Origin of the sequence: Desulfotomaculum sp. (assembly GCA_003513005.1) — a bacterium.
Classification (GTDB): Bacteria; Bacillota; Desulfotomaculia; order Desulfotomaculales; family Nap2-2B; genus 46-80.
In genome coordinates, this window is the sequence record DOTD01000050.1 from 41,842 (window position 1) to 62,626 (window position 20,785).

Annotated in this window: 23 protein-coding genes; 18 read left to right on the forward strand and 5 right to left on the reverse strand. The window is 46.6% G+C overall.

What is annotated here, in order from left to right:
- The first annotated feature begins 20 nt into the window (after positions 1–20).
- The 11 genes from DEH07_06315 to DEH07_06365 all read left to right on the forward strand — a co-directional run bounded on the left by DEH07_06315 (position 21) and on the right by DEH07_06365 (position 11,593).
- Positions 21–1,184, forward strand: a complete 1,164-nt coding sequence (locus tag DEH07_06315) for a propanoyl-CoA acyltransferase (protein ID HBY04149.1) — start codon at positions 21–23, stop codon at positions 1,182–1,184.
- Positions 1,185–1,199: 15 nt separating this feature from the next.
- Positions 1,200–1,961, forward strand: coding sequence for a beta-ketoacyl-ACP reductase (locus DEH07_06320; GenBank protein HBY04150.1), 762 nt, complete (start codon positions 1,200–1,202; stop codon positions 1,959–1,961).
- A gap of 17 nt (positions 1,962–1,978) precedes the next feature.
- Positions 1,979–2,725, forward strand: a complete 747-nt coding sequence (locus DEH07_06325; GenBank protein ID HBY04151.1) for a beta-ketoacyl-ACP reductase — start codon at positions 1,979–1,981, stop codon at positions 2,723–2,725.
- 102 nt (positions 2,726–2,827) lie between these two features.
- A complete protein-coding gene (locus DEH07_06330) occupies positions 2,828–4,048 on the forward strand; it encodes an acyl-CoA hydratase (protein HBY04152.1) in 1,221 nt (406 codons plus the stop codon).
- Positions 4,041–5,261 carry a succinyl-CoA--benzylsuccinate CoA-transferase gene (locus DEH07_06335; GenBank protein HBY04153.1) on the forward strand — a complete coding sequence of 407 codons (1,221 nt, stop codon included), beginning with the start codon at positions 4,041–4,043 and terminating at the stop codon, positions 5,259–5,261. Before DEH07_06330 ends, DEH07_06335 begins: the two co-directional genes overlap by 8 nt.
- A gap of 51 nt (positions 5,262–5,312) precedes the next feature.
- Positions 5,313–6,518, forward strand: a complete 1,206-nt coding sequence (locus DEH07_06340) for a benzylsuccinyl-CoA dehydrogenase (GenBank protein HBY04154.1) — start codon at positions 5,313–5,315, stop codon at positions 6,516–6,518.
- Between the two features lie 55 nt (positions 6,519–6,573).
- A complete protein-coding gene (locus DEH07_06345) occupies positions 6,574–7,353 on the forward strand; it encodes an enoyl-CoA hydratase (GenBank protein ID HBY04155.1) in 780 nt (259 codons plus the stop codon).
- Between the two features lie 653 nt (positions 7,354–8,006).
- Positions 8,007–8,351: a hypothetical protein gene (locus DEH07_06350; GenBank protein ID HBY04156.1), complete on the forward strand. Its 345-nt coding sequence runs from the start codon at positions 8,007–8,009 to the stop codon at positions 8,349–8,351.
- Positions 8,352–8,641: 290 nt separating this feature from the next.
- Positions 8,642–10,183 (forward strand): peptidoglycan-binding protein, encoded by a 1,542-nt coding sequence (locus DEH07_06355; protein ID HBY04157.1) that lies wholly within the window; start codon positions 8,642–8,644, stop codon positions 10,181–10,183.
- Positions 10,184–10,213: 30 nt separating this feature from the next.
- Complete coding sequence (locus tag DEH07_06360) at positions 10,214–11,272, forward strand: hypothetical protein (protein HBY04158.1); 1,059 nt, start codon at positions 10,214–10,216, stop codon at positions 11,270–11,272.
- Positions 11,273–11,398: 126 nt separating this feature from the next.
- Positions 11,399–11,593: a hypothetical protein gene (locus DEH07_06365; GenBank protein HBY04159.1), complete on the forward strand. Its 195-nt coding sequence runs from the start codon at positions 11,399–11,401 to the stop codon at positions 11,591–11,593.
- Positions 11,594–11,700: 107 nt separating this feature from the next.
- On the opposite strand, the gene DEH07_06370 is transcribed toward DEH07_06365, so the two are convergent.
- Both DEH07_06370 and DEH07_06375 read right to left on the reverse strand, forming a co-directional pair.
- Positions 11,701–11,934, reverse strand: coding sequence for a hypothetical protein (locus DEH07_06370; GenBank protein HBY04160.1), 234 nt, complete (start codon positions 11,932–11,934; stop codon positions 11,701–11,703).
- 38 nt (positions 11,935–11,972) lie between these two features.
- A complete protein-coding gene (locus DEH07_06375) occupies positions 11,973–12,170 on the reverse strand; it encodes a hypothetical protein (GenBank protein HBY04161.1) in 198 nt (65 codons plus the stop codon).
- Between the two features lie 167 nt (positions 12,171–12,337).
- Here DEH07_06375 and DEH07_06380 point away from each other — a divergent pair, with 167 nt between their 5' ends.
- On the forward strand, positions 12,338–12,859 hold the full coding sequence (locus DEH07_06380) for a hypothetical protein (GenBank protein ID HBY04162.1): 522 nt from the start codon (positions 12,338–12,340) through the stop codon (positions 12,857–12,859).
- A gap of 168 nt (positions 12,860–13,027) precedes the next feature.
- Positions 13,028–13,471 (forward strand): hypothetical protein, encoded by a 444-nt coding sequence (locus DEH07_06385; protein ID HBY04163.1) that lies wholly within the window; start codon positions 13,028–13,030, stop codon positions 13,469–13,471.
- On the opposite strand, the gene DEH07_06390 is transcribed toward DEH07_06385, so the two are convergent.
- From DEH07_06390 to DEH07_06400, 3 genes are all read right to left on the reverse strand, one after another.
- Positions 13,460–14,179, reverse strand: coding sequence for a ZIP family metal transporter (locus DEH07_06390; GenBank protein ID HBY04164.1), 720 nt, complete (start codon positions 14,177–14,179; stop codon positions 13,460–13,462). The genes DEH07_06385 and DEH07_06390 overlap by 12 nt on opposite strands.
- A gap of 67 nt (positions 14,180–14,246) precedes the next feature.
- Positions 14,247–14,798, reverse strand: a complete 552-nt coding sequence (locus DEH07_06395; protein HBY04165.1) for a hypothetical protein — start codon at positions 14,796–14,798, stop codon at positions 14,247–14,249.
- A 386-nt stretch (positions 14,799–15,184) separates the two neighbouring features.
- On the reverse strand, positions 15,185–15,748 hold the full coding sequence (locus DEH07_06400; GenBank protein ID HBY04166.1) for a hypothetical protein: 564 nt from the start codon (positions 15,746–15,748) through the stop codon (positions 15,185–15,187).
- A 145-nt stretch (positions 15,749–15,893) separates the two neighbouring features.
- Here DEH07_06400 and DEH07_06405 point away from each other — a divergent pair, with 145 nt between their 5' ends.
- The 5 genes from DEH07_06405 to bioF all read left to right on the forward strand — a co-directional run bounded on the left by DEH07_06405 (position 15,894) and on the right by bioF (position 20,768).
- Positions 15,894–16,808, forward strand: a complete 915-nt coding sequence (locus DEH07_06405) for a hypothetical protein (GenBank protein ID HBY04167.1) — start codon at positions 15,894–15,896, stop codon at positions 16,806–16,808.
- A 331-nt stretch (positions 16,809–17,139) separates the two neighbouring features.
- On the forward strand, positions 17,140–17,961 hold the full coding sequence (locus tag DEH07_06410; GenBank protein ID HBY04168.1) for a 4-(cytidine 5'-diphospho)-2-C-methyl-D-erythritol kinase: 822 nt from the start codon (positions 17,140–17,142) through the stop codon (positions 17,959–17,961).
- Between the two features lie 153 nt (positions 17,962–18,114).
- Positions 18,115–18,741, forward strand: a complete 627-nt coding sequence (locus DEH07_06415) for a GntR family transcriptional regulator (protein HBY04169.1) — start codon at positions 18,115–18,117, stop codon at positions 18,739–18,741.
- Positions 18,738–19,487 (forward strand): hypothetical protein, encoded by a 750-nt coding sequence (locus DEH07_06420; protein HBY04170.1) that lies wholly within the window; start codon positions 18,738–18,740, stop codon positions 19,485–19,487. The genes DEH07_06415 and DEH07_06420 overlap by 4 nt, the downstream gene beginning before the upstream one ends.
- A gap of 114 nt (positions 19,488–19,601) precedes the next feature.
- Entirely contained in the window at positions 19,602–20,768 is a 1,167-nt protein-coding gene (gene bioF / locus DEH07_06425; protein ID HBY04171.1) for an 8-amino-7-oxononanoate synthase, read from the forward strand.
- Positions 20,769–20,785: the final 17 nt, after the last annotated feature.

Consider the following 20,785-nt stretch of genomic DNA (forward strand, 5'->3'; position numbering starts at 1 on the left):
AATTAAAGGGAGGTCAAAAGATGTCAAGAGCAAGAGATGTTTATATAATTGGAGCGGGCATGACCCAATTATTCAGAAAAGCTCCGATGCCTCTGGATGAATTAGGCAGACAGGCTATATTTGCGGCGGTAAAAGACGCCGGAATCAACTTTAAAGAGATAGGATCGGTAGTCGTAGGGAACATGGGCGGGCTGTCAGGCGCCATCTGCATCGGACAGCGGATTGCCTGCTCCCTCGGACTCGGCGGCGTTCCCATGATCAACGTTGAAAGCGCCTGCTCAAGCGGCGCCATGGCTGTCAACAAGGCGGCCGAGCACGTTGCCGATGGCACATGCGATATAGCCCTGGCCGTTGGTGTTGAGCATCTTTCTTCCGTCAGGGCCGGCGGAACTGCTTTCGCTCCTGATTCAAGAGACCCGGAAGGTTTGCAGGGAGCAACCATGCCTGGCATTTACGCAATGAGAACCCGCCGTTACATGCATGAGTTCGGCGCCACGCTTGAGGATATGGCGCTTGTTGCAGTAAAGAACCGCAGGCACGCGATGAATAACCCCTATTCTTCCTTCAGAACCCCGATCACTGTAGAAGAGGTCGTCAACGCCAGAATGGTCTCCGACCCGCTTACCCTTTTAATGAGCTGCCCCAATGCCGACGGCGGCGCCGCCGTTGTCGTGGCGACCAAGGAAGTAGCTGAGAAACTGGGCAAAAAGATGGTCAAGATTGCGGCCAGCCACATTACTTCCGGTATTTTCAAGAATTCATTCAGAGATTTTACGGAAATGGAAATCACCATCCGCGGCGCTAAGGAGTCCTATGAAGAGGCAGGCCTTGGACCCGACGACATTAGCATGGTTGAATGCCACGACGCGTTCGTCATCGGTGAAGTCTTATACCTGGAAGCCATGGGATTCTGCGGGCATGGGGAGGCTATACCCTTCCTGAAGAGCGGTCAGTCCGATTACGGCGGGAAGGTAGTCTTCAGCCCGAGGGGCGGTTTGCTGTCCTGCGGCCATCCGACAGGATGCTCGGGAACCGCTCAAATCGTAGAGGCCACCTGGCAGCTGCGCGGCGAAGCCGGAGACCGTCAGGTACCGGGCTGCAAAGCAGCATTAACACACGTAACAGGCGGTGGAGTGTACGGTCTGGATAACGCAGCCTGCACCATACATATTCTAACTAATTAGTAAGGGGATGATCGAATGAGTGTCAAAGTTAAAGACAGGGTCGCCCTTATTACCGGCTCCGGAAGCGGAATTGGTGAAGGCGTAGCCAAAAGGCTTTCCCAAAATGGGGCCAAGATAGTTATCAACGATGTAGTGCAAGACAAGATCGACAGAGTCGTGGAAGAAATCAAGGTAGCCGGCGGCGAAGCTATCGGCATGAACATCGACATTACCAAAAAAGATCAGGTCGACGAGATGTTCAAAAAGACAGTTGAGACTTTCGGCCGGATCGATATTCTGGTTAACAATGCTGGAGTGTCAAGGGACAAAGGCATTTTGAAGTTGACCGAAGCGGACTGGGATTTTGTACTAGATATCAATCTTAAAGGGCAGTTCTTCTGCTGCCAAGGCGCGATAGGTTACATGAGGGAGCAAAAATTTGGCCGGATCGTTAATATTTCTTCCCGCGCCTGGCTGGGCGGGGTCGGTCAAGCAAACTACGCCGCTTCCAAAGGCGGGGTGGTCAGTCTCACCCGGACTCTGGCTTTAGAGCTGGCCAGGTTTGGGATCAATGTCAACTGCATATGCCCTGGCTTAATCAAAACACCGCTTTACGATGCTTTGACCGAAGAACAAATCGCTAACTTAGTTAAGGCGCAGCCGATGGGCGCAATTGGGAATCCTTCTGATATAGCCCAGGGCGTATTGTTCTTTGTGGATGACGATGCCGGGTACGTTACCGGGCAGGTTATCTTTATCTGCGGTGGAAGAAGCCTGTGGAGCTCTTTATCCGTATAAAGCGAGGAGGGTAGAAAATGCAAATAAAAGACAGAGTAGCGCTGATTACCGGGTCCGGAGGCGGAATAGGCGAAGGAATAGCCAAGGCAATGGTCAATGAAGGCGCCAAGGTAGTTATTTTGGATATCGTACAGGCCAGTGTGGACCGCGTCGTAGGCGAGCTTAAAGCGGCCGGCGGTGAGGCCATCGGTGTTGTCGGGGATATAACCAAAAAAGATGAAGTCGACGCGATGTTCAAAAAGGCCGTTGACACCTTCGGCAGACTCGACATCCTGGTTAACAACGCCGGTATTGCCAAGGACAAAGGGTTCCTGAAAATGACTGAATCAGACTGGGACGCCGTCCTAGCTGTTAACTTAAAGGGAATGTTTTTATGCACACAGGCTGCAATGGGGTACATGCGGGAGCAAAATTACGGACGGGTTATCAACATTTCCTCCCGTGCCTGGTTGGGTGGCATCGGACAGGCCAATTACTCCGCTTCCAAAGGCGGAGTGGTCAGTCTGACCCGTTCTCTGGCGCTGGAAATGGCCAAACGGGGAATTACAGTTAACTGCGTTGCCCCCGGCCTGACCAACACACCACTGTGGCAGGCGCTGCCGGAGGAGACCAGAGCACGCCTGACCAAGGCGCAGCCCACACAGACAATAGGTAGTGTTTACGACATCGCCCGCGGCGTAATCTTCTTTGCCGCCGACGGGTCCAGCTACATTACCGGCCAGGTAGTTTATATCTGTGGAGGCAGAAGCCTGTACGCAGGCTGATCCAAATAATTGAAAAGCTGCAGAAAAGGGGTTGCCAATATAGCGGACCCCTTTTCTGTGCTATATTCGAAGAAAACAAATTATTAGAGGTGAAAGAGTAATATGGGTTCGCTATCAGACATCAGGGTACTTGAGTTCGCCAGCCCATATGGCGGCTACGCAGGTAAGATGTTTGCCGATCTAGGCGCTGACGTGATCCACATCGAACCACCGGAAGGGGATCCGACAAGGTTTGTTTGGCCTTTTTACAAGGACAAGCCCGATCGGGAAGGAAGTTTAAAGTATCTTTACCACAATACCAGCAAACGCGGCATGGTACTTGATATAACCAGACCGGAAGGGCAGGAAGTATTTTTAGAGCTTGTCAAAACCGCTGACATTGTTATTGAGGCTTTTAACCCCGGGTTTATGGAATCCCTGAGCCTGGGTTATGAAATTTTAAAAAAAGTAAACCCCAAGATCGTTTATGTTTCGATCACACCTTTTGGTCGGGAAGGTCCCTACGCAGATTTTCCGGGGTCAAACCTGACTGTAAGCGCGCTGGCCGGATGGCTGTATTTAGCCGGTACCGGCAACAACAAGCCTGCCCTGGCCTATGGTGAACAGGCCTATATGATGGCCTTTTGTTATGCCGCCAGCGGAGCTATGGCTGCTTTTTACGATGCGGAAGCGACCGGCGAAGGTCAGGTTGTTGAAATTTCCATGCAGGAAGCAGTGGTTACCGCCTGCGAGAACGCCTGCCAGTACTGGGATCTTGAAAAGATCGAACGCAGGGCGACCGAGGAAATCGAGGCCGGCAGGAATGTTTACGAATGCAAGGACGGATATGTCAGCGCCATGTTCTCCATGGGTGACAACCGTTACCTCTGGGATCCGTTCTGGCAGTGGATGAAAGACGAAGGGCGTCCCGACCTAGCGGAAATTTTCGGCAGTGAAGACTTCAGAGGCCGGGCCTACAGGGCTACAGACGAAGCAAAACAGATTTTCAGGGAAAAAGCCGAGCCGTTTATCAAGCAGTTTGACAAAACATACATATACATTGAAACTCAGAAAAGGCGCACTGTCTGCTACCCGGTTAACGATCCCAAGGACGTATATGAAAATGAACAATTGAACTACCGGAACTATTTCAAGAAGCTCTACCATGAGAGCCTGGGCGGGGAAGTTACCTATCCCGGCGAGGTCTATTACCTGGAAAAAATGGAATGGGGCTTGAAGCCTGCGCCGACGTTCGGCCAGCACACAGTAGAAATTTTAAAGGAACTGGGCTATGCCGACGAACAGGTCGGTGCTCTAAAGGAAGGGGGTGTAGTAATTGGCTAAGCCGATATTAGACGGAATTGTTGTCTGCGACTTCTCCTGGGTGGGAGCGGGTCCTATTACTACACAGAACCTTGGGATGATGGGCGCCACGATAATTCACATCGAAACGCACAAGCGTCCGGAGATTTTAAGGATGACGCCGCCGTTTAAAGACAGAAAGCCCGGAGTCGAAAGAAGCGGCTACTTTTCACCGAGGAATGCCAACAAGCTGGGCCTTTCCCTGGATTTATCCAAGCCCGAAGCTATTGAAGTAGTCAAACGCCTTCTTACAATAAGTGACATTGTCATCAACAATTTTTCCTTCGGTGTCATGGACAGATGGGGGCTGAGCTATGAAGATGTTAAGAAGATTAAGCCCGATATCATCTATATTGAAATGCCGCCGCAGGGAAGGACCGGGCCGCACAAGGACTTCATGGCTTTCGGAGCGCTGATCAACGCCCTTGTCGGGGCTACCTTCCTAACCGGGCATCCCGATCAGAAACCGTCCGGAACAGGCACCAACTATACCGATCACGTTCCTGTTCCCGGCCACCTTACCTTTGCTATTATGGCGGCTTTAAGGCACCGTAGAAAGACCGGCGAGGGGCAGTTCATTGAGTTGGCCCAGTCACAGGCCGGGGTTAATATGGTATCAGCTATACCCGTAATGGACTATGCGGTAAACGGGCGGATCCAGCAGAGGATGGGAAACCGCCACCTTGAATTAGCTCCCCATAACTTATATAACTGCAAAGGAGAAAGAAACTGGATTGCCATTGCGGTATACAATGACCAGGAATGGGAATCCCTGAAGAAAGTTATGGGCAACCCGGAGTGGGCCAACAATCCGAAGTTTGCTACGAATGAGGGCAGGAAGGCCAACGAGGACGAACTGGACGCCAAGATTGAAGAGTGGACCTCCGCCAAGTGGCACAGGCAACTGATGGACGAACTTGTCAAGGAGGGTGTCCGCGCCGGGGTGGTGCACAGCTGCCGCGACGTCACCGAAGACTACAACCTTGTGCAAAGGGGATTCTGGACATACCTGATGCATCCTGAAGCAGGCGTGGCGCTTTATAATCATAGTCCCATGAGAATGTCCAAGGCGCCTGTACTTTCAACTACGCCTGCCAACATGATCGGGCAGCACAACCAGCAGGTTCTGCGCGATCTTTTAAAATACACCGATGAAGAAATTAAGGAAATGGAAGAAAAGGGTGTACTTAATTAATCTTTGAAATTAGTCTTTGAAAAGATGTAAGTTAAGGAGGTTGTTTGCTTAATGGATTTTACCTTACCCGAAGAATTCGTGATGCTTAAAAAGATGGTCCGCAAGTTTACCGAGAATGAAATAATGCCGCTGGAGATGACTGTAATCGAACGAGAATCCGAACGGGGCTTTGAAGCGAAAGCGTCAATTCCCCCCGAAGAGGAGAAGAAGATCCTGGCCAAAGCCAAAGACCTCGGCCTCTGGGGTATAGACGTGCCGGAAGAGCACGGCGGGCAGGGCTTGGGCATGCTGGCAAAAATGCTTGTGGAAGAGGAAATGGCCAGGTCCATCTGCTGGATCTTCCTTCCTCCGGATTCCCCAAACCTGGACTTCCTCGCCAACGCCTGCAGGCCGGAACAGTATGAGGATTACTTGCTCCCATACTCGCGTGGTGAGAAGACCTCCGCATTAGCCCTTACCGAAGCCAACGCCGGCAGCGACGCCGCCGGCATCCAGCTGCGGGCGGACCGCAAGGGAGACAAATGGGTTCTAAACGGGACCAAGCTCTGGATCAGCTTTGGCCCCAAGGCGGATTTCTTTATTATAATCGCTGTAACCGACAAGGTGAAGAAGCAGAGGGGCGGTTTTACCGCTTTCCTGGTCGACAAGGGCACCCCTGGCTTCACAATTTTGCGCAACATACCGTGCATCGGCGACATGCTTGTTTACGAGCTGCTTCTGGAAGATGTGGTTCTTGATGACAGCAAGGTGCTCGGTGAAGTGGGGCAGGCTTTTGTTCCCCTGCAGAACCGTCTTGGCGTGAGAAGAATTGAACTGGCTGCAAGATGCTGCGGCGCCGCTACCAGGTGCATGGAACTGATGCTTACCCAGGCCAGAGTCCGGGAGACTTTCGGCAAGCCTATCGGGGACCGTCAGTTTATCCAGGGGATGATTGCTGATTCGACAGTCGAAATACACGCTGCGCGCTTGATGGTTTACCACGCGGCCAGCAAGTACGATTCCGGTGAAAAGGACCTGCGCGTCGAGGGCGCGATGACGAAGGTATACGGTACCGAGATGCTGCAGAGAGTCTCTGATAAAGCGATCCAGATGCACGGAGCGCTCGGTTTGAGCAAAGAGATGGTTCTTGAGTACATCTACCGTCTATGCCGTGTCTGGCGTATTGTGGAAGGCCCCTCCGAAATTCACCGCTGGCTGACGGCCAGACAGATTATTAGAAGTGAAAAGCCTTATGAAACTATAGTAGGAATGCTGTAAATAATAGCTGTAAATAATATTTGTAAATAATATTAATGAATAAGGAGGTAAAATTATGAGCACTGGAACTCTGGTTTTCACCAAGGAAGGCCATATAGGTATTCTTACCCTCAATAATCCCGATGCCTTGAACGCTCTGCCGCTGGAAGGATGGGAAGAGCTGCGCGAGACCTGTTTTGAGATCAAAAAGGACCCGGACGTCCGGGTGGTAGTTATCACCGGAACAGGTGACCGGGCTTTCTGTACAGGGACCGATCTCAAGAAGACAGCCAAAATGGCGGATGAAAGTTTCGTCGCCACCTACTTCGACTGGGAAACCTATCTGTCAGGTTTAAAGATGTGGAAACCTACTATAGCGGCCATCAACGGCTTTTGCATCGGCGGCGGCCTGGAAATGGCTCTGGCCTGTGATCTAAGAGTAGCTTCCTCCAAGGCTTCTTTTGCCCTTACCGAAGTTAAAGTGGCCAGCCTGCCCGGGCTTGGCGGGATGCAGCGCCTGATCAGGACTGTTCCCAAGGCTGTGGCCATGAAGATGATCCTTGGCGCAGAGCGCATCAATGCCCAGGAAGCTTACCGGATCGGCTTGATCAGCGATGTGTTTGAGCCGGAAGCCCTTATGGAAAACGCGATGAAGATTGCCGCCCAGATTGCAGCCAACGCTCCGCTGTCGGTTAAAGCAGCCAAGCAGGCATGTATTGTAGGCGCTGATCTGCCCCTTGACCAAGCAATCATGTACGACTACATGCTCTGGGGTATTCTGCGTGACACCGAGGACAGGCTGGAAGGCCGCAAAGCTTTTGCCGAAAAGAGACCTCCGCAGTATAAAGGCAGATAAAGAAACAAACATCAAAGAGAAAAAAAGCGCCGTGAAAAGCGGCGCTTTTTTAATCGCCCACAGACACAGGGGGACGGTACTCCCAGACACAGGGGGACGGTACTCCTGTGTCCCCTGAGTCCTTTAAGAAAGGTCAACTGCCTACGTGCTCATGTTCGCCTCTTATACTTGTACGAACTCGTTCACCCTCGGGCTCGGTCAAAACTCGGCGCTTACGCGCCTCAAACACTTCCCTCGCTTAACCTCGGGTTCACTCGTCTTCGAATAAAGGCTCAAAATCGCAATTGAGGCATTGACTTCCCTTATTTGATCCGGCGAAGGCACGATTGTGGCAATAATCTAAGGCTTGCCAGGATTAAATAATGCCAAACCTTACTTTTTTGTTGTTAAAAATACAAAATTATTGTAGCTGTTTTGACTTAACCGGTCAGTCAAATTATTTATGATAAAGATTAAGGACCCGGATTACCACAATAATTACGGAGCCGGGCAAAAATGATAAGGGATTGCTGAAGGTGGCGGCAGCCCATCCTCTGCTGGACCCGGCCGTTAACCGCATAGTCCATTACGGGTATAGAGAAGGGGTTGCCGAAATAGCAGACCCCTTTTCTGTATGCTGTAAAAAATAAAAAAATCAGAGGGAAGGTGAAAAGATGGGTTCACTTGCAGACATCAGGGTACTTGAGTTTGCCAGCCAGTATGGCGCATACGCAGGTAAGATGTTTGCCGATCTGAGCGCTGACGTAATCCACATCGAACCCCCGGAAGGGGATCCGACAAGGTTTGTTTGGCCTTTTTACAAGGACAAGCCCGATCGGGAAGGAAGTTTGAAGTATCTTTACCACAATACCAGCAAACGCGGCCTGGTGCTTGATATAACCAGGTCGGAAGGGCAAGAAGTGTTTTTAAAGCTGGTCAAAACCTCAGATATTGTCATTGAAAGTTTTAACCCCGGGTTTATGGAATCTTTAGGTTTGGGTTATTATATTGTACTTTAAGTAAAAAAGCGTCGTTAAAAGCGGTGCTTTTTTATTCCCTTAAAACTGCAGACAGCTCCGTCCCTGTGTTACCTTACCCTTCTTGATATAGAAAAGCGCCGGCTTTTAATAGCGGCATCTTTTTGTTTAACCCTCCTGTGAACAAGTTAATGTCCTTTTATCATAGTTTACCGCCAGCCGGTCCGATATCTTTTTCTAATTTTTTTTAGCAAAGTTTTCTTTACCGCACATTTATTTCTGTAACTCATATATATATTAATAGATTATTTTTGAAAGGGGGAAGTATGCATATGGCGCAAAATGCACAGACCACAGAAAAGCTGCGCGTTCACCAGGTAGTCAGCGAAGAAACGCAGCAGGTTGTGGTTCGTGGCAAAGTAACCGTACCTGAAGCAAAGCCGGATGTGGACAAAATTCTTTCTACGGATAAAACGGTAAATATCGAAAAAACAGAAGTAGTGCCTGACAAAGTTATAGTTGAAGGAAATATAATCTTACAGGTAGTTTATATTACCTTTGAGCCAGCACATTCCGTTCATCATATGCACGCAAAGATACCGTTTACAGCCTTTGTTGACGTGCCCGACGCGGAGCCGGGGATGGAAGTGATGGTAAGGGCTAAAATTGAGGATGTAAACATTGCTCCCAGCCGTGATGATGTCCGGGTATTTGATGTGGCCGCTGTACTTTCAGTGTTTGCCAAAGTTACCGAAGTTCAGGATGTTGATATTTTGACCGAGTGTCCTGCCGGAGCTACCTGCAAATCTGAGACCATTAAGATTGACCACGTTGTTGCCAGTAAGACCAAGCAAGTGGTAGCCAGTGATGTGTTCCATGTTCCGGAGGAAAAACCTTCGGCTGAGAAAATTCTTGACACTATGACCACTGCAGAAGTTACCAACATACGGGTACTGAAGAACAAGATAATTGTAGACGGTAATGTAAAAATCAACATCATATACGTTGCCATGGAGCCTGAACAATCGGTACATGAAATGCACAGGACCTTCTCGTTTAATGATTTTATTGAAGTGCCCGGTGTTCGCTCAGACTCGGATGTAAGAGTTGATGTGTTAGTGGAAAGCGCAGATGTTGACCAGCACACTCCCGACCGTTTGTCGGCAGACGTAGTTTTAATGCTCACAGCAAGGGCTTTTGAGACAAAACGAGTTAAAGTGATTACTGAGATATCCGGAGCACATGCCAAAATGGCAAGGCTGAAAATCGATCATGTCGTCGGCGAGGACAGCACCCAGGTTGTATTGCGGGATACCTTTTCAACTCCTGAACCCGAACCGGTTATCGAAAAAGTTTTAAAAACCTCGGTTGATAAAGCGGAAGTGAGAGAAACAAGAATACTCAAGGATAAAGTCATCATCCGGGGCGATGTGTTTGTTGAAGTAACTTATGTTGCCGGCCTTCCGGAACAACCTGTACACGTTATACGCCGGAAAATCCCCTTCCATACCTTTGTTGAGATACCGGGAGTGGAAGAGGGTATGGACATCGATGTTACCGTGACCAGCGAGTATGCTACTGCCGGTTATGAACTCTGTCATATTACTATTGAACTGGTCATTAAAGTGACTGCCAAGGCCATTGAAACTATGCAGAAGGATGTTGTAGTCGAAACTGAAGTCCCGGCGCCGGTTTGCCCACCGGGAGAAATAATCGACTATACCATCAAATCGGGAGATACATTCTATTCGATAGCTCAAAAGTATGGGACGACGGTAAATGCGATCATACAGGCCAATCCGGGGGTCAACCCCGAGAATTTAAAGGTGGGGCAGGTTATTAAAGTGCCTTGTACCCCCCCGGCAAAAGGATAAAAAATAAATTGTATAAGGAGGTTTTAGTGTATGCCTATGCAGTACGAGTATACAGAACCGGAACAGGTAACCTGTATGAAGGTTGTTACTCCGGTAGTACTGGCTGATGAAGAAGCGCAGGTACTTATTGACAAAGCAGTTCATCTGCCCGAACTCTGCAAGAAAGTCGATCACATTGACGCCTGGGTTATGAATCTGCAGACGGATCCAGTCTTTATTCATGAGCATCTAGGAAACTGGAATATGGTAATCCCGAAAGAGTGGCACGGCCATTTCAGTCATTGTGTCGGCGGTATAGCGGTTGTAAAGAAAGTTATTGTCAGCGGTGTTCTTCATAAGCAAATTTACTATGTTAACAAAGACGACGTTGTCAAACATCTCCAAGAGGAAATCCATTTTTCTAAAATGGTGGAATTAAGACGTCCTCAACCCGTTCTTGACGAGGACGAAGTAGAAATTAAATTTTTCAAGCCGCGGATTGATGTAGAATGGGATCTGATCAGGGGCGGCAGGTTACAGCAGACCGGGGTAGTTATAATCAGACTAAAAATTGTTGAAAATCGCCAAATTTATGTCCAAACCTGTCCCAATCCTGAAGAAGGTCCGGAAGGAAACTTGCTGGAAGATCCCGGCCTGGAGCAATGGGCTGGAAACGTTCCCATCTTCTGGGGAGCGTCAAATGTCGGTCGGACTACCATAGCTCATACGGGTAGTTACGCCGCCGAGCTAGGTATGGTTCCGAGTCAGCAGGCCGCTTTGTTCCAGTCAGTAAGAATTCCGATTCGCGCAGGAATGGTTCATAAGCTGTCTTTCTGGGCAAGAGAGGATAAGTTCGGCAATAGCGACTATACGCTAACTGCTCAGGTGCGTTTCTTTAACAGAGTCGGGCTGCCGGTCGGCGGGGCCAGCAATAATTATCCGTGCTCGGCTATCTCGGATACTGCCTATCAGCAATTTATGATTAACATTCCCGAAGCGCCGGGTAATGCTACCACGGCAGTTGTCGAATTTCTCTTTCAGCCCAATACCGGGAATGCCAGTACTGTTAAGATCGACGATGTCGATTTGGCGGCTGTTCGTTTTAAATAACAAGACAAATTGCTTTCAACGGGAATAATGGGAGAAGCTGTTTAGGCAGCTTTTCTTTTTTTTGGAGGAGATTTTTAAATATTCCAGCGCTGTCTGCAATACATTTGTAAGTAGAGGTGACTAGATATGGATCAAGGGCAGGGAACTTACGGGCTGGAAAGCACCCTGTTTTCTATTTTGGAAAGAAGCGGTGGTTCAGGTGTAGATCAGAATAACCTGCTTATTCTGATGAGCCTTTTAAACCTCATGGGGATAGTTAATATTCTGGGGCAAAAGAAGCCGGGCAAACCCGAAACAAAGACTGAACCGCAGGGAGGATAAGGCTTCGATTAAAAATGGAATGATTTAGCCAGGCGGCGTCATTAAAAGCACCGGCAGGCATAAATAGACGCCGCCTGATAAATCTGGAGCCGGTTCATTTCTTTCAGTTAAGCTTCCGGAGTTTGCTGATCATTTTGCTGATCACCATTGGAACCAGGAAAAGCTTTGGTCATACTGGTTTGAAAGTTTTCCAGCCCCGAGCGGAATGTTTGAATGGTAGAAAACACGGCATCAATTAAAGAGACCAGGTAACCGAGCTTTTCTTCGGTATCCGGTTTTATGCACATCATGAGCAGTACAGGAGCAAGGAGCAAATTATTAATTTCACTTTGATTATCCAAAATAAATATACCTCCATTTCGATAATTTCCCCGCTATCTCATTTGGCTGCAAGCTGGGTTAAACTGTATAGGCCTCCCATGCCGGTTTGAAAAGTGCGTGCTGAGAACTGCGCAGTTTCTAATACAGATTTAAGGAAAATCAAATGAGTTTCAGTTTCAGGCATAGATGACAGGATTAACAGAATCAAAATTAAAAACAATGTGTATGGGTTGTCTGGTTGTAAGATCTGGGGCAATCTAAATTCCTCCTTTCTGCAAAATTTAATGAAAGATAAATCTATTTACCTAAAAGTTCCTTTAGTATACTACGTACCGGTTGCGTATCCTGTGACATTTTTATATAAAGGAAAAAGTCAAAACTTTTGGAAGCCCTTTTGAATATAATGGTCAGGGAGGTATCGGAATGTCAGAAGGAAATATAAACAACCATAACCTTGAACATGCGCTTTATAAAATACTTGAATTGCAGTCGAAACCGGATACCGGTAATCCGGTTGATACGATGCTGATGCTGAGCCTTTTAAACCTGCTTGGTATAGTCAGTTTACTGAATAAACAATCATCTCAGGCTGCTTCAAATCAGTTGGCTGGGATTAATCCTTTGGTTGGCATGCTCGGCAGTATGCTCGGGGGTGTGCAGCAGAAAACTGGCGAGGAGAATACTGGAAGCGCTCAAGGCGGGCTTCCGTTTAATCCTGCGGCATTACTGAACATGGTTACTCCACAGTCAGGCAATCAGATGGACCCCGCACTGCTGCTAAAGCTTCTGAGGGGCTTATTAAAAAGTGCTCCCCAGACCGAGGATCAAAAATCAAAGCCCGGGGAGTCAAAAGCAGTTGTTGAGAGCCAGCAGGCCGGTAAAACAACTGAAGTAAAAAGGAGAAACACAATTCCTTCATGGGATTCACGGTTTGGTGCGGGATAAAGCACATCTATATAGACACCAAGCCTTTAAAGCGGTAACATCAGCAAGTAAAGATTCATCAACAAGAGAGGCCAATGCCTTAATTAAGTATGCGGCTGGTACATGATCAACCGCATATATTTTTAGGTGCGGGAAAAGATATTTGAAGATTTAAAAAGGAGCGTTTTTGTGACTGAGAAATTGCTTGCTTTAATAATAGCCGCAGTTGCAGGTATGCTGATGGCTTTCCAGGGGTCTTTAAACGCTGCTCTAAGCAAAGTAATCGGGCTGCTGGAAACAACATTTTTCGTGCATCTGGTAGGATTGGGCACTATCGGAATAGTACTGTTCTCTTTGAGCACAAAAATTTCTACAGCCCAGTTAATCCGTTCACCCTGGTATACATACCTGGGGGGCGTGCTGGGTGTCTTAATTATTTATGCTGTTGCCCGGAGCATTCCCAAGGTAGGAGTCGCCCCGGCCACGACAGCTATCATCCTTGGACAAGTCCTTACGGCGAGCTTTATAGATCACCTGGGTCTTCTTGGTATGGAACGCCTTCCTTTTAACTGGTACAGAGTTGCAGGAACTTTATTATTAGCCGGCGGGGCATGGCTGCTGTTAAAAAAATAGGTTAAAAAAGATAACCAGAATTATGCCCAGAAGGATACCCAGGCAGGATGCCGGCCACCTTCCCCTAAAAGCCTCGGGCAGTAATTTTAAAATAACAATGTAAAGCATTGAACCGGCGGCAAATGCTAAAAGCAGGGAAATAAAAGCGGGTGAAGCCTTGATGAGAATCATTCCCAGAGCCGAACCAAGCGGTGTAACCAGGCTGATTAAAAAATTAATTGCCATGATCCTGAATGCCCCCATGCCGCCTACTCGCAGAGGCGCGCTCATGGCCATGCCTTCCGGTATGTTGTGGAGCCCTATTGTCAGGGTAAGCAGAGTACCCAGCGATATTGGTTCGGCTGCGCCTGCAGCGATGGCAAATCCCTCAGGAAGATCATGGAGCGCAATTCCAAGGGCAATGAAGTAACCAAGAAGTGTGTATCTGTGTCCTGAACTGCCTGCCAGCAGTGAGCGGTTTAATAAAAAATCAAGCGAGCCCATAACGATCAGGCTTAAAACGCATCCTTTCAAGCACAGGCTCAACTCGGACTGATAAAGCGCCGCAGGAATAAGATCCAAAAAGGTTAACGCCAGCATGGCTCCGGAAGCGAATCCCAGCATCAATGAAAGCTGCCAATATTTTATACGGTGAAAAGAAAGAATAATAAGCGCTCCCAAACATGTACCCAACCCCGCGATCAAACCCATGAATAATACTTTACCCACCCGTTGTTCACCTTCCTAAGGAGTTATATATTAGAAACAACAGGCGGGTAGCACATTTTTTTAAGAACTACGGTATGTTTATTTGCTGTCCGGGATAAATCTGGTCCGGATTTATATTCGGATTTGCCTTGATAATATTTTCAAGGGGGACACCAAAACGAATAGAAATTTGCCATAGTGTGTCCCCAGGCTGCACCGTATAAGTTTTACCGCCGGATTGTTCTTGAACAGGCGCTTCACTTTTACTTATTTCCTGGCTCGAAACGATGATCACAGGTGTCCCTATAGATACTTCGGGAAAAATCGTTTCTATGTCGCTGTTGTGCATTCTGATGCAGCCGTTAGAAATTGCCTGGCCGATAGAGGCCGGATTATTTGTTCCGTGAATTCCATAAGGACCATTTGGTATACTAAGCCCCAACCATCTTGTTCCCAGCACCCCCCCCGGGTTGATTGTTTTATTGACTACCTGATAATTTCCGTTTGGAGTTGGTGTTGAGGATTTACCTACTGCTATCGGATAATTTGAGGGAGTCTTATCACCTCTGCAATAATTGAGCCTGCGCAGGTTGGTGTTGATGATCAGCTGTGTCCCTGTTTCACTGCAATTGACGGACATACTATCACTCCTTGATGTTTTATAATGCAATATTATGTTAAGGGTATGTGGAAAGGTTCACCGGGTGGAAATTTCCCCATTACTTTAAAATTAATGTGGTAACTTTTAACAAGCTTTCGCCATATTATATACAAAAATGGCGAAAGGGGGCTTTTAAAATGGCTTTCGGGGTTCCCGGGGAATGCTGTGAAAGTTTAATCTGGTTGATCTTTCTTATCCTTATCCTGCTTCTTATTAGTTGCCTGTGCCCCGGTATTTGCAAGTCTTAAAAAGTTGAAGCTGTTTTTATTGCTAAAGGGAAGGCATATGGAAAAAGCCTTCCCTTTAGCGTTTAAGGAAGGCGTCACGATTAAAACAGGATAAAGAATTTTATTTTAATTGCTTTTCTATTGCACGGTTACCTCAATCTGAAAAGTTTTTTCTGGCTGAACACTTTCCCATGGACGGCTGTATATCAGGGATAATGTCGTGGAGCCGCTATCCATAGCTTTAAATTCCCAGTTATCCGTGCCGCCGGCGCCAACGAGCGTTGAATCGGAAAAATATTCGTGATTTATTTCTTTTAAGACAAGCTGGTCCGGTTCTTTTACATAACTCCATGAATATCCTGTGCTCGGGTTGCCAGGCAGGCTTAAGTGAAGAACTTGCCCTTTGGCAAGGCTGATCTTTTTTCCGCTATCAGATTCTGATAATAATATACTGCCCTGATCTGCCATCTGGATTATAACGGTCCTGGTTTCGTTATCCCACTTAACATTTGCGCCTAATGCCTGAACAACCCATTTTAAAGGAACCATAACCCTTCCTTGAATAATTTGAGGCTGTACATCTGTTGTAATTTCTTTGTCGTTTATAAAAATTTTAATAGTGCTGGCTGCAAATGTACCTAAAACAACGGATACAGATAACACAATAGCGCAGATTACAATAATCATTAGTTTTTTGTACACTTAAAAATCCCTCCTTTTTTATTTTCTATACTTATAGACGATATTATAATGCTATTTGTTCCTTTTTTTGTTTCCTGATTTTTCTGCTTGTTAAAACCGAAAGTTAATATATAATATATTTACCATTTAATGAAAAAGGGTGGTCATGATCAAAAGCATAAAATACACATCGTTAATTTTACTGGTTATTTTAACGTTTTGCTTTTTTGGCTGCACAAGTAATGAAAATAAAGGTGGAAGTGGAGACGAGCAGATTCTTGCCGGTTTCAAAAATTTGCATCAGGAGGCAAATAAAAAGGCAGTTTTAGCGTTCATAGACGAAAACATTGGCAAATGTTCCCAGGGAGCGGCGGATAAGCTTGTCTACGGATACGAAGAATTACAGAAGAATGCTTTGGATGATCTGGAAAAACAATTTCCCGGAGGCAAGGAAGAAAAATGGACAATTACAATTCCCCAGGGTTTGCAGAAAGAGTTTGGTTACTCTTTTAGTATGGATAAAATCAATTCAATTAAAGACCCGCAATTGAAGGAAATATTGCAGGAAGTAAGAGATACGGGTTTTCTGGTCAGGACAGCTGAGGGAATGTATTTTCCAGTAATTAACTATAATTTTTACGAGAAATATTCGGGTTATTTAACAGGCCAGGCGAAAGATTACTTTTCTATAATGGCTGAAGAAAGCAAAAGAATTGCCGTTGACGACGGATCCTTACAAATTACACCCAATGATATACTGAAGAGGATGAAGGCACAACAAATATACATCAATAAATATCCTGGTTCTCCAAAACTCAGAGATATTAAAGATCTTTATATTATACACACGGGTTTTTACCTGTGCGGCGCTGACAATACACCGGCTTTTTCGTATGATACGAAAGTATTAAATAGTGATTTCAGAGAGAGTTACCAGGACTATAAATTAAACGATTCGGTTTTTGGCGGGGAATTTGTCACTTACTTTGAAACCCTGAAAAAAGAAGGGTATAAGTTGACGGATAAAATTTCAGATGCAAGAAATAAACTGATCGAAAAGGTAAAACAATCGCTTGAATAAAATAAAATATTAAAAAGCTGATAATTAGCCGCCCCACTGTCGGGCGGCTTTAATTTTTTACATATGCACGTATTGCATTTTCTGGTTTGCGTTGTGAAAGATCTTTTCAACCATGGTTAAACAATCATTTTATACACCGAATTGGCATTTTTAGTTAAACAGCTGCAAAAACAAACGCTTCATTTATTTGTTTTTCCAAAGAAGGTATAATAAATCAGAATAGACACTCATGCCGCTAAAGCGGCGCCATCAGAAGGATGAAAATGGCATCATATAAGAATAGACATTGGCTATGTTTAGATTTCCCTTTAAAGACGAAGGAGCGATATAATTGTACGAAATATTCGCCCGAGCAAAGATAAACCTCACACTGGATATAACCGGCCTTCGATCTGACGGATATCACGAAGTGGAGATGATTATGCAAACGGTCGGATTATCTGACCGTCTGGTTTTTGAACCATATCACAATGGTATTGTAATTAACTGTGACAATCCTGACCTGCCGGTTGGGCCGGAAAACCTGGTTTGTAAGGCGGCGCTTCTGCTTCAGGAATATACAGGGCAGGCAAAAGGGGCGATTATTAATCTGAATAAAAATATTCCCCTTGCGGCAGGGTTAGCCGGAGGTTCGGCAGATGCTGCAGCAGCCTTGAAAGGTTTAAATAATTTATGGGGACTGAATTTACATTTCTCCGAACTGCTGTCACTAGGGGAGCATATTGGGGCAGATGTGCCTTTTTGCCTCATGGGAGGTACAGCCCTTGCCCGCGGCAAGGGGGAAATATTATTACCGTTGAAACCTCTGCCGAGGTTCGGAATAATCCTGGTCAAGCCGCCTTTCGGTGTTTCAACGGGCCGTGTTTACCAGCAGTATGATTTAACAGGCGGCGGCGCCCGTCCGGATACTAAAAGGATGTTGGAGGCAATTGAAAATAGAAACCTTTCGGACATAGGGGGTTTATTATCCAACATTCTTGAGGAAACAACAGCTTGTCTTTACCCGCAAATAAAATTTTTAAAGCAGGTTCTAGTCAGGGAAGGCGCAGTCGGTGCAGTTATGAGCGGAAGCGGACCAACATTTTTTGGTCTGTGCGAGAATGAGGTTAAAGCTGACAATATAGCCTGGAATCTAATCCTGCCTCCTGGATGACTGAAGATAGTCACTTCGGTTGAAAACGGGTGATATATTGCAGTGAAGGGAAAGAAGAGTTAAAATATTAAGGTATAGTTACAAGGAGGTATTTTTTTGCAACAGCGCAGGTTCAGCCCGCTTGATTTAAATAGTTACCGCCCCCTACGGGAAATGGTTTTTGAAACTTTGCGGGAGGCTATAATTAAAGGATTGCTAAGACCAGGTGAAAGATTAATGGAAATCCAGATTGCCGAAGAGCTGGGCGTTAGCCGTACGCCGGTTCGTGAGGCCATACGCAAGCTTGAACTCGAAGGTTTTCTGGTTATGGTTGCCCGCAAAGGCGCCTATGTCGCCGATATTTCCGTAAAAGACATTACCGACATTTTCGAAGTGCGGGCTGCTTTGGAAGGCCTTGCAGCCGGATTGGCCGCCGAGAGAATTACTGAGGAAGAGCTTGAACAACTGGAGAGGGCACTGGTTCAGACTTCTGAGGCTACGACGGGTGATTTGAATACTGTCGTCCAATCAGATACATCGTTTCATGAGCTTATTTATCGGGCCAGCCGGAACCAGCGTCTGCAACAAATAGTTATCCACCTTCAGGAACAGATCCAGCGTTTCCGTGCCGTTTCTTTATCACAGCCAGGCAGAACAAGTGTTTTTATTGAAGAACACAGGAAAATTGTTGAAGCAATCAGCGAACGCAACTCCGAGTTAGCTTCCCTGCTTGCCCGTGAGCATATCGAGAATGCGGAACAAAGTCTGCTCGGCGTCCTTGAGGGGGTATCACCCGTATGACCGTCGACGCAGTTATTCTTGCCGGCAGTCTGAACGACGGCAAGTTGAAAGACAGCAGCCCTGTTCTTTACGAGGCGTTAATTCCCATAGGCTCCAAGGCTATGATTGAATATGTCATAGATGCTCTGACCAACTCCTCAAAAATAGGAAAAATAGTTATTGTCGGACCTGAGATTAGAATAAATGAAAGCGCTGCAGACAGGATTAGATTCGCTTCACCGGGAGACAGCCTTCTGGACAATGCGCAAAGGGGTTTTGACTGTTTGCCGGCCAGCAGGCGGGTGCTGGTTGCAACTTGTGATATACCGCTTTTAACCTCTAAAGTAGTAGACGATTTTATAGATCAATGCCGGGATGAGACAGTAGACCTGTTCTATCCTATCGTATCACGGGATGTAATTCAGAGCTCATTCGCCAAAGCGGAGCGTACGTATGTACGCTTGCAGGAAAATGTATTTACAGGCGGTAATTTAATGCTGCTTAACCCGGAAATACTGCCGCGCTGCCTGGCCAAAGGCAATGAACTTGTGAAAGCCAGGAAGAACCCCTTGAAGTTAAGCAGGTTAATTGGGTTATCTTTTTTAGTAAAATTTATTTTTCATAAATTAAGCCTGACGGAAGCCGAAACCAAAGTATCAAAACTGCTTGGCATAAAGGGATTGGCTGTTGTCAGCCCGCATCCTGCAATCGGATTTGATGTTGATAAACCTGCCGATCTAATTGTGGTTACGGAAGTTTTAGTTTGAGTTTTTTTTTCGGGATAACGTTAACTCATTTTATATCTTGGTTGACAATAAGAAATATGTAAATATATCCGAGATGCAAAGGGAAAGGTTGTTACATTAAGGGGGTTGGTATTATTGGAATTTTTAAGAACTGAGCTGGATTCTTTACGCAAAGCCAGCTTGTACAGACAATTAAGATGGTTTGAGGGACCTCAGTCTCCAAGAACGACGGTTAACGGACGCAATTGTATACTTCTTTCTTCAAACAATTATCTTGGTTTAACAGACCACCCGCAGGTAAAAGATGCGGCTTGTCAGGCTCTTGCCAGGTGGGGTACGGGATCAGGAGGATCCCGTCTGATCTCGGGTAACTTCTTATTATATAGAGAGCTTGAGGAAAAAATTGCTCAATTTAAAAACACAGAAGAGGTAATTGTATTTAGTTCGGGATATCTTACCAATATTGGGACGATAAGCTCCCTGGCCGGGGCTGAGGATGCTGTAATCAGCGATGAATTAAACCACGCCAGCATTATTGACGGCTGCCGCTTAAGCAGGGCGCGTGTTGTAATTTTTGGTCATAAGGATATGCAGCAACTGGAGAAAGCCTTTAGCGAGACCCAGGATTGCCGCCGCCGCCTGGTAATTACCGACGGTGTTTTTAGTATGGACGGCGATCTGGCGCCCCTTCCGGAAATAGTCCATTTAGCGGAGAAGTATGATTCATTTGTAATGGTGGATGACGCGCACGCCACAGGTGTCTTTGGGAGTCATGGTACAGGTATAGTAGAGCATTTTAACCTTGGGGGAAAGGTTGCCGTCCAGGTCGGGACTTTGAGCAAGGCCCTGGCCAGTTGCGGCGGTTACGTTACCGGGAAAAGCGATTTAATTAACTACCTGAGAAATAAAGCCCGGAGCTTTATTTATTCCACCGGCCTGCCTCCGGCGGCTGTCGGAGCGGCTATCGCCGCCGTAGATTTAATCCGGGAAAAACCTGAGATACGGGCCAGGTTATTTGACAATGTTAATTTCTTAAGTGAAGGTTTGACCAGGCTCGGTTTTACGATTCTAACCAGGGAGTCTCAAATAATTCCCATCCTGGTGGGGGATGACAACCTGACAATGGATATGGATAAAGCTCTTTTCGAGCGCGGGGTCTTTGTGACCGGAATCAGGCCTCCTTCAGTACCCCCGGGAACGAGCCGTTTAAGGGTGTCCGTAATGGCTACCCATAAAAGGGAAGACCTTGAAGAAGTTCTTAATGTATTTGAAAGCGCAGGCAGAGAAATAGGCCTGATTTAATTTTACATGCAGGTTAG

Coding starts and splice junctions, on each gene's coding strand:
- DEH07_06365 (HBY04159.1), top strand. CDS start 11,399: ATGGATCAAGGGCAGGGAACTTACGGGCTGGAAAGCACCCTGTTTTCT.
- DEH07_06330 (HBY04152.1), top strand. CDS start 2,828: ATGGGTTCGCTATCAGACATCAGGGTACTTGAGTTCGCCAGCCCATAT.
- DEH07_06315 (HBY04149.1), top strand. CDS start 21: ATGTCAAGAGCAAGAGATGTTTATATAATTGGAGCGGGCATGACCCAA.
- DEH07_06345 (HBY04155.1), top strand. CDS start 6,574: ATGAGCACTGGAACTCTGGTTTTCACCAAGGAAGGCCATATAGGTATT.
- DEH07_06415 (HBY04169.1), top strand. CDS start 18,115: ATGGTTTTTGAAACTTTGCGGGAGGCTATAATTAAAGGATTGCTAAGA.
- DEH07_06325 (HBY04151.1), top strand. CDS start 1,979: ATGCAAATAAAAGACAGAGTAGCGCTGATTACCGGGTCCGGAGGCGGA.
- DEH07_06380 (HBY04162.1), top strand. CDS start 12,338: ATGTCAGAAGGAAATATAAACAACCATAACCTTGAACATGCGCTTTAT.
- DEH07_06320 (HBY04150.1), top strand. CDS start 1,200: ATGAGTGTCAAAGTTAAAGACAGGGTCGCCCTTATTACCGGCTCCGGA.
- DEH07_06350 (HBY04156.1), top strand. CDS start 8,007: ATGGGTTCACTTGCAGACATCAGGGTACTTGAGTTTGCCAGCCAGTAT.
- DEH07_06340 (HBY04154.1), top strand. CDS start 5,313: ATGGATTTTACCTTACCCGAAGAATTCGTGATGCTTAAAAAGATGGTC.
- DEH07_06395 (HBY04165.1), bottom strand. CDS start 14,798: ATGTCCGTCAATTGCAGTGAAACAGGGACACAGCTGATCATCAACACC.
- DEH07_06360 (HBY04158.1), top strand. CDS start 10,214: ATGCCTATGCAGTACGAGTATACAGAACCGGAACAGGTAACCTGTATG.
- DEH07_06405 (HBY04167.1), top strand. CDS start 15,894: ATGATCAAAAGCATAAAATACACATCGTTAATTTTACTGGTTATTTTA.
- DEH07_06355 (HBY04157.1), top strand. CDS start 8,642: ATGGCGCAAAATGCACAGACCACAGAAAAGCTGCGCGTTCACCAGGTA.
- DEH07_06420 (HBY04170.1), top strand. CDS start 18,738: ATGACCGTCGACGCAGTTATTCTTGCCGGCAGTCTGAACGACGGCAAG.